Origin of the sequence: Micromonospora sp. HB375 (assembly GCF_017872985.1) — a bacterium.
GTDB classification, from domain to species: domain Bacteria; phylum Actinomycetota; class Actinomycetes; order Mycobacteriales; family Micromonosporaceae; genus Micromonospora; species Micromonospora chalcea.
Genome location: NZ_JAGGJO010000001.1, coordinates 1,288,074 through 1,300,129 on the forward strand (window position 1 = coordinate 1,288,074; position 12,056 = coordinate 1,300,129).

Below are 12,056 nucleotides of genomic sequence, written 5' to 3' on the forward strand. Positions count from 1 at the left end.
CCTCACAGCCGGTCCGGGAGGACCAGCCGGTCACCGGCGAACGGCAGCAGCCAGCCACCGCCCTTGGCGGTGGTGAAGTCCTCGTCCACGCGGCCGGTGAGCCGTTCCAGCGCGCCCGGGATCACCTTGCCCTGGCTGCACACCGCCACCGTCCCGGCGGCCTGCGCCAGCGCGACCAGGCGGGCCGCGGCGGCGAGCGCGCACTCCTCGGCCTGCTGGCCCGGCTCCGGCTCGTCGAAGTCGCCGCACACCTCGATCGGCAGGTCCAGCCGGGCCGCGGCCGGGCTCAGCGTCTGCACGCAGCGGCGCGCCGAGGCGGAGCACAGGCGGGCCGGGCGGACCAGGGCCACGAGCGGCACCAGCGCCAGCGCCTGGGCCTGCCCGTCGTCGTCCAGCGGGCGCCCGTGGTCCGGGCCGGTCCAGGTGCCGCGCTTGCCGGCGCTGGCATGCCGCACCAGCAGCACGGTCGCGGTGACCGGCGGCAGCGCCGCGAACGCGGCGATCACCTCGGCGTCGTGCGGGTAGCTGACCCGGCGTACCGCGTCGTCGACCGGGAACCAGGCCACGTCGTCGACCTCGGTGCCGGGCTGGAAGCCGCCGGCGCCGGCCGCCCGCATCGACCAGTAGTCGACCGCCTTGGCGTGACCCTCGCTGCGGTAGCGGACGGTGGGCAGGCGCACCTGCGGCACCGCGCGTACGTCGGTCTCCTCGGCGACCTCACGGACGGCGGCGACCAGCGGATGCTCGCCGCGGTCCAGCTTGCCCTTCGGCAACGACCAGTCGCCGTACCGGGGACGGTGCACGAGGCAGACCTCGACGCCGGCCGGGCCCGGGCGCCACACCACGCCGCCCGCGGCCCGGATCCGTACCGGCTCGTCGTCGCTCACCCGCTCACCGTATGCCCGCCCGGCACGCGCCACGGCCCGCTCAGTCCGCCCGGCCGCCGACCCGGCGCAGCAACAGGTCCTGCAGGTGGGTCAGCGGCGTGTCGCCGTCGCCGGTACGCCGGTGCCAGGTGCCGTCGGCGGCCAGCTCGAACGCGTCCACGTCGGGGTCGAACGCGGCGGTGAGGACGTGGTCCAGCTCGGCGCGGGCCACCGGATCGCTCACCTGCACCAGCGCCTCGACCCGGCGGTCCAGGTTGCGGTGCATCAGGTCGGCGGAGCCCATCCAGAACTCGGCGTCGCCGTTGTTGCCGAACCGGAAGATCCGGGAGTGCTCCAGGAACCGGCCGAGAATCGAGCGGACCCGGATGTTCTCCGACAGCCCCGGCACGCCCGGCCGCAGCGTGCACATGCCCCGGATCAGCAGGTCCACGTGCACGCCGGCCCGCGACGCCCGGTAGAGCGCGTCGGTGATCTCCTCGTCCACCAGGGAGTTCACCTTGAACTGCACCAGCCCCGGCATGCCCAGCCGGACGTGCTCGATCTCCCTGTCGATGCGCTCGATCAGGCCGCTGCGGATGCCCTGCGGCGCCACCAGCAGCCGCCGGTACGCGGTCTGCCGGCTGTAGCCGGTGAGCACGTTGAACAGGTCGGTCAGGTCGGCGCCGATCTCCGGGTCGGCGGTGAGCATGCCGAAGTCCTCGTAGAGCCTTGCCGTCTTCGGGTGGTAGTTGCCGGTGCCGATGTGGCAGTACCGGCGGATCTGGTTGCCCTCCTGGCGTACGACGAGCGCGGTCTTGCAGTGCGTCTTGAGGCCCACCAGGCCGTACACCACGTGGCAGCCGGCCCGTTCCAGCGTGCGCGCCCAGCCGATGTTCGCCACCTCGTCGAAGCGCGCCTTCAGCTCCACCAGCACCACCACCTGCTTGCCGGCGGCGGCCGCGTCGACCAGCGCGTCCACGATCGGGGAGTCGCCGCTGGTGCGGTAGAGCGTCTGCTTGATGGCGAGCACGTTCGGGTCGGCCGCGGCCTGCTCGACGAAGCGCTGCACGCTGGTGGCGAACGAGTGGTACGGGTGGTGCACCAGCACGTCGCCGTCGCGCAGCGTGGCGAAGACGCTGCGCGGCACCTCGCCCTCGGCCAGGCGCGGATGGGTGGCCGGCACGAACGACGGGTCCTTCAGGTCGGGCCGGTCCGCCTCGCCGTAGACCTGCCACAGCGCGGACAGGTCGAGCAGCCCGCGTACCCGCAGCACGTCGTGGTCGTCCATGTCCAGCTCGCGGACGAGCAGCTCCAGCATGTGGTCGGAGATGGACGCGGCCACCTCCAGGCGTACCGGCGGACCGAACCGGCGCCGGGCCAGTTCCCGTTCCAGCGCCTGGAGCAGGTCCTCGTCGCGGTCCTCGTCCACCTCGACCTCGGCGTTGCGGGTCACCCGGAACAGGTGGCACTCGACCACCTGCATGCCGGAGAAGAGCTGGCCGAGGTGCACCGAGATGAGGTCCTCCACCGGCAGGAACCGCACGCCCGGCTGCTCCCGGTGGACCCGGACGAACCGGGGCACGTTGTTCGGCACCTTGACCCGGGCGAACAGCTCCGAGCCGCCGTCCGGGTCGCGTACCGAGACGGCCAGGTTCAGCGACCGGCCGGAGATGTACGGGAACGGGTGCGCCGGGTCGACCGCCAGCGGGGTGAGCACCGGGAAGATGTGCTCCCGGAACCAGGTGCGCAGCCGCTCCCGCTCGGCGTCGTCCAGGTCGCTCCAGCGCAGGATGCGGATGTCCTCGGCGGCGAGCTTCGGCAGCACGTCGTCGACCAGGCAGGCGGCGTGCCGGGCGACCAGGCCGGCGGCCTTCTCGGTGACGAGTTCGAGCTGGGTGCGCAGCGGCAGCCGGTCGCCGCCGCGCACCGGCAGGCCGGCGGAGAGGCGGCGCTTCAACCCGGCCACCCGGACCATGTAGAACTCGTCCAGGTTGCTGGCGAAGATGGCCAGGAACTTCGCCCGTTCCAGCAGCGGGGTGCGCGGGTCCTCGGCGAGCGCCAGCACCCGGGCGTTGAAGTCGAGCCAGGACAGCTCCCGGTTGAGGAAGCGGTCCTCCGGCAGCGGCTGCGCCGGTGGCGACCCGGCGTCCGGGCCGGTCTCGTCCGGGCCCTCGACCGGGTCGAGCGGCTCGTCCAGCCCGGTGGCGCCGGCCGCGTCCGGGTCGGCGCCGAGGCGCTCCTCCGGGGGCCGGGGCTGGCGGAACCGCCCGTCCGGGCCGCGGCTGGGGCGGCCGTTGCGGGGCGGGCCGGGGTCGAGGATCGGCGGCGGGCCGTCGGGGTGCTCGCGAGGGGTGCTCACCACCTCATGATTCCCCGATAAGGGTGAACGGAAAATGAACTCCGGCCAGGTTGTTCACGCCATGGTCGGCAAGGTCACCCGGACGACCTCGCCGTCGGCGTCCCGCTCGATCCGGACACGCTGCCCCAATCGGAGCAGCCGCAGCCCGGAGGCGTCGAACGCGCGGGCCGGGAACGCGAGCTCGGTGCCGTCGTCGAGCAGCAGCACGCCGCTGCGGGTCGACGCGTCGTAGGTGGCCACCGTGCCCTGCATGCCAGCACCGTACCGGACTTCGGCCCCGGCCAGCAGCGCCGCCGTGCGTGGCCCCAGACCCAGCCCGGCGGCGGCGGCCAGGTCCGCCGGGGTGTCCACGTCCCGGCGCAGGCTGGGCCAGTCACCGGCCAGCGGCAGCGCCCCGCTCGCCGCGTGGGCGGCGGCCGAGCCGGGCCCGAACCGTGGCGCCAGCGGCACCCCGGCCGGCGCGGCCAGCAGCACGGTGCCACCGCCGGGTGCGTCCGCGACGTACCCGCGTACCCCCTGGGTGGCCCGCAGCGCGGCGGCCAGCTCGGCCGGTCGCAGCGCGGGCAGGTCGGCGGTCAGGCCGGCCACGGCGGCGCGCGGCCCGGCGACGGCCGCGCCGTGCCGGAACGCCGCGTTCAGCCCGGCGCCCGGATCGGCGGCGACCCGGGCGCCCGCCGCGTCCGCCGCCGCGCGCACCCGCGCGTCGTCGGTCACCACGAGCACCCCGGCGACCGCCGGGCACGCCCGCGCCGCGCGCAGCGTGTCGGCCGCCAGGGCCAGCGCCAGCTCCTCATGGGGTACGCCGGGCAGCGCGCCCCGCAGCCGGCTCTTCGCCGCTCCCAGGCGCTTCACCGGCATCACCACGGTCCAGCGGGCCTCAGACACGCCGACCATCCTGCCAGCGGGAGCGCCGGTACCCGCACTGGCCGCAGCGGGGGCGAACAGGCATGATTCTGTGCCGGGGCGCGTGGGCGGATCGAGGAGGCACTGTGGCACGGCGGAGGCTGGGGTTCTGGCGACGGCTCGCCGTGGTGCTGGTGAAGCCGCTGATGACGGTCTGGACCCGGCGCACCTGGCGGGGCATGGAGCACCTGCGCGGCGACGGCGGCGTGATCCTCGTGCCGAACCACATCTCGCACGCCGACCCGCTCGTGGTCGCCCACTACATCTACGACGCCGGGCGCTGGCCGCGTTTCCTCGGCAAGGCCAGCGTGTTCCGGGTGCCGGTGGTCGGCGCGATCCTGCACCGCTGCCAGCAGATCCCTGTCGAACGCGGCACCGTCGAGGCGGTCAAGTCGCTGGACAAGCTGGTCGCCGCGCTGGCCGAGGGGGGCGCCGTGGTGATCTACCCGGAGGGCACCACCACCCGGGAGCCGGACCTGTGGCCGATGAAGGGCAAGACCGGCGCGGCCCGGCTGGCGCTCGCGACCGGCGCCCCGGTGGTCCCGATCGCCATGGTCGGCCCGGAGCGGATGTTCGACCCGCGTACGGCGCGGTTCGGGCTGCGCCCGCGTACCCCGGTGACGGTGGTCGCCGGCCCGCCGGTGGACCTGAGCCCCTGGGCCGGCGCCACGCCGACCCGGCCGATCCTGGAGGAGATGACGGACACCATCATGCTGCGCATCCGGGATCTGGTCGCGGAGATCCGTGGCGGCACACCACCGCCGCTCTGGCAGCGGCCCGCCCGCACCGGCATCCGGGAGGCCGGCGAATGAGCGGGCACGTGGCGGTGCTGGGCGCCGGGTCCTGGGGGACCGCGTTCGCCAAGATCCTCGCCGACGCCGGGCGGGACGTCACAGTGCTGGCCCGCCGCGCCGCCGTGGCCGAGGCGATCCGGACCGGCCGGGAGAACCCGGAGTACCTGCCGGGCGTGCGCCTGCCGGAGCGGGTGACCGCCACCGGCGACGCCGCCGAGGCGATCGAGGGCGCCGAGGTGGTGGTGCTCTCGGTGCCGTCGCAGACGCTGCGCGGCAACCTCGCCGACTGGACGCCGTACGTGACGCCGGACGCCACGCTCGTGTCGCTGATGAAGGGCATCGAGCTGGGCACCACCAAGCGGATGAGCCAGGTGATCATGGAGACCGCCGGGGTGCCCGCCGACCGGGTGGTGGTCGTCTCCGGGCCCAACCTGGCCCCGGAGATCGCCGCCGAGCAGCCGGCCGCGACGGTGGTCGCCGGCACCGACAGCCGGCGTACCGCGCTGGTGCAGGCGTCCATCCGGACCCCGTACTTCCGCCCGTACACGAACGACGACGTGATCGGCTGCGAGCTGGGCGGCGCGGTGAAGAACGTGATCGCGCTGGCGTACGGCATCGCCACCGCGATGGGCTTCGGCGACAACACCCGGGCCATGCTGATGACCCGGGGGCTGGCCGAGACCGCCCGGCTGGGCGTGGCGCTCGGCGCCGACCCGATCACGTTCGCCGGGCTGGCCGGCATGGGCGACCTGGTCGCCTCCTGCTCGTCCCCGATGGCCCGTAACCGCACCTTCGGCGAGCACCTCGGCCGGGGGGAGTCGCTGGAGCAGGCCCAGGCGGCCACCCGGCAGACCGCCGAGGGCGTCAAGAGCTGCCTGGCCATCCGCGACCTGGCCCGCGCGCACGGGGTCGAGATGCCGATCACCGAGCAGATCGAGCGGATCTGCCACGAGGGGATGGACCCGCGCCTCGCGGTGGACGCGCTGATGAGCCGTACCGCCAAGCCGGAGTCGTACGAGTGAGCGGAGCCGGGATGAGTGGCGAGAACTGGGGCGACGGCACGCGCAGCGTCCACGCCGGACTGCCGGAGGCGGTACCCGGGCAGCCGTTTCTGCCCGGCCCGGTCTTCGCCGCGCCGTACCACCTCGACCCGGAGCGCGGCCCGTCGGCGGCGGCGGACGGGTACGGGCGGCCGGACAACCCGACCCGGCGACTGCTGGAGACGGCGATCGGCGAGCTGGAGGGCGCCGACTGCCGCGTCTTCGCCAGCGGCCAGGCCGCCATCACCGGGCTGCTGCTGACGGTGCTGCGACCCGGCGACACCGTGCTGCTGCCCGCCGACGGCTACTACTCGGTGCGCTCGTTCGCCTCGGGCACGCTGGAGCAGCTCGGCGTACGGGTGACGCTGGTGCCGACCGCCGGGCCGTACCCGTCGTTCGACGGCGTGCGGCTGGTGCTGCTGGAGACCCCGGCGAACCCCGGCCTGGACGTCGTCGACGTGCGGGCGGTGGCCGCCGCCGCGCACGCCGCCGGGGCGCTGGTGGCGGTGGACAACACCACCGCGACGCCGCTCGGGCAGCGCCCGCTGGACCTCGGCGCGGACGTGGTGGTCGCCTCCGGCACCAAGGCGCTGACCGGCCACTCGGATCTGCTGCTGGGCTATCTGGCCACCCGCGACGCCGGGCTGCGGGACGCGGCGACCACCTGGCGCAACGCCACCGGTGGGGTGCCCGGCGCGTTCGACTGCTGGCTGGCCCACCGGTCACTGGCCACGCTCGACCTGCGGCTGGCCCGGCAGACCGCCAACGCGCGGGCGCTGGCCGACCTGCTCGCGGCCCGGCCGGACGTGACCGGGGTGCGCTGGCCCGGACGGCCGGACGACCCGGCGTACCCGGTCGCGTCGGCACAGATGCGGCGCGTGCCGGGCGTGGTCTCGTTCGACCTGGGCGACGAGGGCCGGGTGGCCCGGTTCCTCGGCGCCTCCCGGCTGGTGGCCGCCGCCACCTCGTTCGGCGGGCTGCACAGCACCGCCGACCGGCGCGCCCAGTGGGGCGACGCCACGCCGCCCGGCTTCGTGCGGTTCTCCTGCGGCATCGAGGACACCGCCGATCTGCTCGCCGACGTGGCGGCCGCGCTGGACGCGGCGGGCTGACGGCGCGACGCCCGCTGGGCTATCGTGACGGGCAGCCACGGCCCGTGCGGCCCCGACCCGAGGAGGTGAGTCCGATCCCCCAGCAGAGGACCGGCGTTCCCTCCGAGTCCGCGTCGCCCAGGAGCTGAGGCGACGCCGGGAGCGCCGACGAGCGCTTCCCGAAAGGCCTGCCATGGCATCCACCGTGTTCACTCCCGATCGTCCGGCCCTCGTCCGCCGGCTGCGCGCCGCCGGTTGCGTCTTCGCCGAGGACGAGGCGGAACTGCTGATCGCCGCCGCCGACTCGGCGCAGGCGTTGACCCGGCTGGTCGACCGTCGCGTCGCCGGCCTGCCGCTGGAACATCTGCTCGGCTGGGCCGAGTTCTGCGGCCGGCGGATCGCCGTCCACCCGGGTGTGTTCGTGCCGCGCGGCCGGACCGCCCTGCTCGTCGACGCCGCGACGGCGCTGGCCGGGCCGGCCCCCGCGGTGCTCGACCTGTGCTGCGGCTCCGGCGCCGCCGCCGTGGTGCTGCACGAGCGGCTGACGCCGCGCTGGCTGGCCGCCGCCGACATCGACCCGGTGGCGGTGGCCTGCGCCCGGCGCAACCTCGAACCACTGGGCGTCCCGGTCTACGAGGGCGACCTGTTCGACGCGCTGCCGGCCGGCCGGCGCGGGACGCTGGACCTGGTGGTGGCGAACGCGCCGTACGTGCCGACCGCCGCGGTGACCTCGCTGCCGGCCGAGGCGCGCCTGTACGAGGCGCCGGTGGCGCTGGACGGCGGCACGGACGGCCTGGCCGTGCTGCGCCGGGTCGCCTCCGGCGCGGCCGAGTGGCTCGCCCCGGGCGGGCATGTGGTGGTCGAGGTGAGCGTCGCGCAGGCCCCGGAGTTGTGCGCCGTGTTCACCGCCGCCGGGCTGGAGCCGGCGGTGGTCCGCGACGAGGAACGCGAGGCGACAGCGGTGACCGCCCGCCGTCCCGGCTGACCGCGGCGGGGGAGTCCCGGCTGATCGCGGTGGGGGAGTCCCGCCGGGGGCGTGGCGGGTGGGCCGGACGGGAACTAGCCTCGGGTCAGGCGCGGCGGGAGGCGGTGGCGGTGGGCAGCGCAGGTGTGCCGGTGGTGGTGGGGCTGGACAACGGGGGCACGAGCGACAACGCCACTGTGCTGACCGTCGACGGCCGGTTCCTGGTGGACGGGCTGCTGGAGATCCCGAGTGACGTGGGCGCCGGGCCGGAGGCGGCGGTGGAGGCGCTGGCGCGGGCGTTCGACGGCGTGCTCGCCCACACCGGCGTGCCCCGCGACCTGGTACGCGCGGTCGGGCTGGACACGCCCGGCCCGGCCAGCGCCACCGGGGTCATCTCCTCGCGGGGCTCCACCAACTTCTCCCAGCCGGCCTGGCGCGGCTTCGACGTGCGTACCGCGCTGGAGCGGCGGCTCGGCCTGCCGGTGGTGTACGCCAACGACGGCAACGCCGCCGCGCTCTACGCCCACCACGTGCACTTCGGCGCGGACGCGATGGCCCGGTCCTCGGTGGCCGCGATCGTCGGCACCGGGCTCGGCGGGGGTGTGGTGGAGTCCGGGCGGGTGGTCGGCGGCGCGGCCGGCATGGCCGGCGAGTTCGGGCACGTGCACATCCCGCTGGACGGCCTGGTCGAGCCGGACCAGGCGGCGCCGGTCTGCGCGTGCGGCTTCACCGGTGACGCGGAGAGCGTCGCCTCGCTGACCGCGATCCGGCGCAACCTGCTGCCGTACTGGCTGGCCCGGCATCCGGAGCATCCGCTGGCCGCGGAGGAGCCGGACCGGGCCGCGAAGCTGCTGCGCGGCTACGGCGAGCGGGGCGACCCGCTGGCCCGCCAGGTGTTCGGCCAGCAGGCGCGGGCGCTGGGGCGGCTGTTCACCATCGCGGCCAACTTCACCGACCCGCACGCGTACTTCGTCGGCGGGGGCGTGGTGGAGGCGGCGCCGGAGTTCCGGGACTGGTTCCTCGCCGCTGTCGCCGAGCACACGGTGCTCCGTGCGGAGCAGCGGGCGGTGGCCACCTTCGCCCTGGTGCCGGACCGGGACATGGCCGGGGCGCGTGGGGTGGCCATCGCCGCGCTGGAGGCGGTGCGTGCCGCCGCCGTGGCCGCGCCGCTGCGGCCGGGCGGCGCGTCCGCCTGAGGAGCCGCGGTCAGGGGCGCGGCGGCGCCGCGGTGAACGCGGCCCAGGCGTGCGGCCGGAACACCAGCACCGGGCCGGCCGGGTCCTTGGAGTCGCGGACCGCCACCGAGCCGGGCAGCGGCGCCATCTCCACGCATGCGCCCTCGTCGCCGCTGTGACTGCTCTTGCGCCAGCCGGCCGGTGTCGGGTGCGGACGGTTCGTGCCGTTCATCTGGGTCACCTCTCGTTCAGCAGGCGGAGCAACTGGTCCCGACTGGCCGCCGGGCTCAGCGCCACGGTCCGCAGGTGCTCCATGATCTTGGTGCAGGTACGCAGGTCGCCCGGCCGGTCGAGGATCATCTGCCCGGCGACGGTCTCCACCGAGGCGATGATCGGGTCCTCCGGGTCGGCGAACTCCAGCATGTGCAGCGAGCCCCGGGTGCCGCGGTGGTAACCGGCGGCCAGGGGGATCACCTGCACCGTGATGTTCGGCAGTTCGGCCATCTTCACCAGGTGCTGGAGCTGGGCGGACATGACCGAGGGCCCACCGACCGGGCGCAGCAGCGCGCCCTCGTCGATGATGGCGTCGAGGATCGGCGGCTCGTCCCCGGAGAGCCGCTGCTGGCGGTCCAGCCGTAGCTGCACCCGCTGCTCGACCTGCTCGTCGCTGAGGGTGTGCGGGCCGCCGCGCATCACGCCGCGGATGTAGTCGGCGGTCTGCAGCAGACCGGGCACCACCGACGGCTCGAAGTTCGCGATGCCGGTGGCCTCGGCCTCCAGCGCGATGAAGTCGATGGTGCGGCGGTCCAGCAGGTACGAGTAGGACACCCACCAGCCGGGCTTGCGGGCGTCCTTCGCGAGCTCCACGGCCGCGGCGATCTCGTCCGGGCCCACGCCGTAGCTGGTCAGCAACGCGCGCACGGTGGCGGGACTGATCAGCGTCTGCGCGTTCTCGTAGCGGGACAGCGTGCTCCGGGTGCTGTTGATCTCGTCGGCCGCGGACTCCAGGGTGAGGCCGGCGGCCTCCCGGTGGGTCCGCAGTGCGATGCCGAGCCGTCGGGCCCGGGCGGTCTTCGGCGCCATGCATCGATGGTCGCACATCTGGTGGGAAAATGTGCGTGAGAGAAAGTCGATGAGAGTTGCATTCACGCCCGTGAACCTGTCAACCTGTGACGGCGTCCTCACCGCCGGTTGTCGTGGCGACGGTGGCGGTGAGCGACCGGAGGGGATGGGGCGCGCGGTGGTCGGATTTCTACTCCCCCACGATCCGGCCGCCGCGTGCCCCTGCCGGTCCACGAGATGGGGAGGGGTTCCGCGATGACGGTGACGGCCTGCCGCCTGCGGAGCGGAGGTGGCCGGGAATGACCCGGTTCCTCGTGGTCCTCACCGACGTGCGACCCCCGGACGGCGCCGGGCGCGACGAGCGGACCAGCCCCGAACGCCGACGGCAGGTCGTCGGCGCGAGCAGCCGGGAGGCGGCCGACCGGATCGCCGGCGCGTTCATGGCGCTGGGCATGGTGCGGGCCGGCCGGCAGCGCGTCAAGGTGATCGCGGTCGGCCGCCGGCCCCGGCACCCGGTCTTCTGAGTCGGAGCCACCCTCGTATGGTTACTCCCTGTATATGTCACCTTGACCGTTTGCCACGCGGCTCCGCGTCTCCCCGGGTATCGACCACCCCCGCCGACAACGCACAGTAAGGTCAATCGGGTGAGCGCCACCGGCGAGCACGGCCAGCCGCAGTCGCGACGATGAGGTGACCATGACCACCCCAGGCAAGACCCGTGTGGCGATCGTCTTCGGTGGCCGCAGCCCCGAGCACGGCATCTCCTGCGTCAGCGCCGGCAGCGTGCTGGCCGCGCTCGACCCGGACGAGTTCGAGGTGGTGCCGGTCGGCATCACCCGGCAGGGCCAGTGGGTGCTCGCCGACGGCGAACCGAGCCGGCTCGCCATCACCGACCGGAAGCTCCCGGAGATCACCGCCGGGTCCGGCGCCGAGCTGGTGCTGCGCGCCGACCCGGCCGCGGGCGGCCTGATGGTGCTCGACCCGGCCCAGGGGCCGGTCGCGCTCGCCGACGTGGACGTGGTCTTCCCGGTGCTCCACGGCGCGTACGGCGAGGACGGCACGATCCAGGGAATGCTGGAGATGGCCGACATCCCCTACGTCGGCGCGAACGTGTTCGCCTCCGCCGCGGCCATGGACAAGGAGTTCACCAAGAAGCTCTGCGCCGCCGAGGGCATCCCGGTCGGCCCGTACGCGGTGCTGCGCGCCGGGATGTCGCTGAGCGAGGAGGACAAGGAGCGCCTCGGGCTGCCCGTCTTCGTCAAGCCGTCCCGGGCCGGCTCCTCGTTCGGCATCACCAAGGTCGACGACTGGGCGGACCTGGACGCCGCGCTCGTCACCGCCCGGGAGATCGACAGCAAGGTGCTCGTCGAGGGCGCCGTGGTCGGCCGCGAGATCGAGTGCGGTGTGCTGGAGGGCGAGGCCGGCGGCGCGCCGGAGGCCTCGGTGCTCGCCGAGGTGCGGATGATCGGCGACCGCGACTGGTACGACTTCGAGGCCAAGTACATCTTCGCCGACGAGGTCTGCGAGTACGACGTACCGGCCGACCTGCCCGAGCCGGTCGCGCGGCAGGTGCGCGACTACGCCACCCGGGCCTTCACCGCGCTCGACTGCTCCGGCCTGGCCCGGGTCGACTTCTTCGTGACCCCGCAGATGGACGTCTACCTCAACGAGATCAACACGATGCCGGGCTTCACCCCGACGTCGATGTTCCCGCGGATGTGGTCGGCCAGCGGGCTGGAGTACCCGAAGCTGGTCAACCGGCTGATCCGTACCGCCCTGCACCGCCGCGCCGGCCGCTGAAC

General features: G+C 74.6%; 12 protein-coding genes and 1 pseudogene. 7 read left to right on the forward strand and 6 right to left on the reverse strand.

Annotation, left to right across the window (positions count from 1 at the left end; all coding sequences use genetic code 11):
* Positions 1-2: 2 nt before the first annotated feature.
* The 4 genes and pseudogenes from J3R08_RS06270 to cofC all read right to left on the reverse strand — a co-directional run.
* On the reverse strand, positions 3-920 hold the full coding sequence (locus J3R08_RS06270) for an NUDIX hydrolase (protein WP_064447016.1): 918 nt from the start codon (positions 918-920) through the stop codon (positions 3-5).
* A gap of 7 nt (positions 921-927) precedes the next feature.
* Positions 928-3,225 carry an RNA degradosome polyphosphate kinase gene (locus J3R08_RS06275; RefSeq protein ID WP_369799305.1) on the reverse strand — a complete coding sequence of 766 codons (2,298 nt, stop codon included), beginning with the start codon at positions 3,223-3,225 and terminating at the stop codon, positions 928-930.
* Positions 3,226-3,279: 54 nt separating this feature from the next.
* A complete protein-coding gene (locus J3R08_RS31850; protein ID WP_043330566.1) occupies positions 3,280-3,477 on the reverse strand; it encodes a cold-shock protein in 198 nt (65 codons plus the stop codon).
* Positions 3,478-3,498: 21 nt separating this feature from the next.
* Positions 3,499-4,119, reverse strand: a pseudogene (gene cofC / locus J3R08_RS31855) (2-phospho-L-lactate guanylyltransferase); the annotation flags it as partial.
* Between the two features lie 95 nt (positions 4,120-4,214).
* Here cofC and J3R08_RS06285 point away from each other — a divergent pair.
* The 5 genes from J3R08_RS06285 to J3R08_RS06305 all read left to right on the forward strand — a co-directional run bounded on the left by J3R08_RS06285 (position 4,215) and on the right by J3R08_RS06305 (position 9,213).
* Positions 4,215-4,940 carry a 1-acyl-sn-glycerol-3-phosphate acyltransferase gene (locus J3R08_RS06285; RefSeq protein ID WP_043325959.1) on the forward strand — a complete coding sequence of 242 codons (726 nt, stop codon included), beginning with the start codon at positions 4,215-4,217 and terminating at the stop codon, positions 4,938-4,940.
* The gene (locus tag J3R08_RS06290) at positions 4,937-5,944 is read left to right on the forward strand and encodes an NAD(P)H-dependent glycerol-3-phosphate dehydrogenase (RefSeq protein ID WP_209960338.1); all 1,008 of its coding nucleotides are present in this window, start codon (positions 4,937-4,939) and stop codon (positions 5,942-5,944) included. The genes J3R08_RS06285 and J3R08_RS06290 overlap by 4 nt, the downstream gene beginning before the upstream one ends.
* Positions 5,945-5,955: 11 nt before the next feature.
* Positions 5,956-7,074, forward strand: coding sequence for a cystathionine gamma-lyase (locus J3R08_RS06295; RefSeq protein WP_043325958.1), 1,119 nt, complete (start codon positions 5,956-5,958; stop codon positions 7,072-7,074).
* Positions 7,075-7,246: 172 nt separating this feature from the next.
* Complete coding sequence (locus J3R08_RS06300; protein ID WP_043325957.1) at positions 7,247-8,038, forward strand: putative protein N(5)-glutamine methyltransferase; 792 nt, start codon at positions 7,247-7,249, stop codon at positions 8,036-8,038.
* A gap of 110 nt (positions 8,039-8,148) precedes the next feature.
* Positions 8,149-9,213 carry an ROK family protein gene (locus J3R08_RS06305; RefSeq protein ID WP_043330564.1) on the forward strand — a complete coding sequence of 355 codons (1,065 nt, stop codon included), beginning with the start codon at positions 8,149-8,151 and terminating at the stop codon, positions 9,211-9,213.
* Between the two features lie 10 nt (positions 9,214-9,223).
* Here J3R08_RS06305 and J3R08_RS06310 read toward each other — a convergent pair whose 3' ends face one another.
* Positions 9,224-9,424, reverse strand: a complete 201-nt coding sequence (locus J3R08_RS06310) for a DUF397 domain-containing protein (RefSeq protein ID WP_064447251.1) — start codon at positions 9,422-9,424, stop codon at positions 9,224-9,226.
* Between the two features lie 5 nt (positions 9,425-9,429).
* Positions 9,430-10,275 carry a helix-turn-helix transcriptional regulator gene (locus J3R08_RS06315; protein ID WP_043325956.1) on the reverse strand — a complete coding sequence of 282 codons (846 nt, stop codon included), beginning with the start codon at positions 10,273-10,275 and terminating at the stop codon, positions 9,430-9,432.
* A 278-nt stretch (positions 10,276-10,553) separates the two neighbouring features.
* Here J3R08_RS06315 and J3R08_RS06320 point away from each other — a divergent pair, with 278 nt between their 5' ends.
* Together J3R08_RS06320 and J3R08_RS06325 are read left to right on the forward strand one after the other, a co-directional pair.
* Positions 10,554-10,778 carry a hypothetical protein gene (locus J3R08_RS06320; RefSeq protein ID WP_064447019.1) on the forward strand — a complete coding sequence of 75 codons (225 nt, stop codon included), beginning with the start codon at positions 10,554-10,556 and terminating at the stop codon, positions 10,776-10,778.
* A gap of 172 nt (positions 10,779-10,950) precedes the next feature.
* Positions 10,951-12,054 carry a D-alanine--D-alanine ligase family protein gene (locus J3R08_RS06325; RefSeq protein WP_043325953.1) on the forward strand — a complete coding sequence of 368 codons (1,104 nt, stop codon included), beginning with the start codon at positions 10,951-10,953 and terminating at the stop codon, positions 12,052-12,054.
* Positions 12,055-12,056: the final 2 nt, after the last annotated feature.

Bases quoted from the DNA above. Each gene is read 5' to 3' on its own strand.
- J3R08_RS31850 (WP_043330566.1), bottom strand. From the start codon at position 3,477: ATGCAGGGCACGGTGGCCACCTACGACGCGTCGACCCGCAGCGGCGTG.
- J3R08_RS06290 (WP_209960338.1), top strand. From the start codon at position 4,937: ATGAGCGGGCACGTGGCGGTGCTGGGCGCCGGGTCCTGGGGGACCGCG.
- J3R08_RS06295 (WP_043325958.1), top strand. From the start codon at position 5,956: ATGAGTGGCGAGAACTGGGGCGACGGCACGCGCAGCGTCCACGCCGGA.
- J3R08_RS06300 (WP_043325957.1), top strand. From the start codon at position 7,247: ATGGCATCCACCGTGTTCACTCCCGATCGTCCGGCCCTCGTCCGCCGG.
- J3R08_RS06310 (WP_064447251.1), bottom strand. From the start codon at position 9,424: ATGAACGGCACGAACCGTCCGCACCCGACACCGGCCGGCTGGCGCAAG.
- J3R08_RS06315 (WP_043325956.1), bottom strand. From the start codon at position 10,275: ATGGCGCCGAAGACCGCCCGGGCCCGACGGCTCGGCATCGCACTGCGG.
- J3R08_RS06320 (WP_064447019.1), top strand. From the start codon at position 10,554: ATGACCCGGTTCCTCGTGGTCCTCACCGACGTGCGACCCCCGGACGGC.
- J3R08_RS06325 (WP_043325953.1), top strand. From the start codon at position 10,951: ATGACCACCCCAGGCAAGACCCGTGTGGCGATCGTCTTCGGTGGCCGC.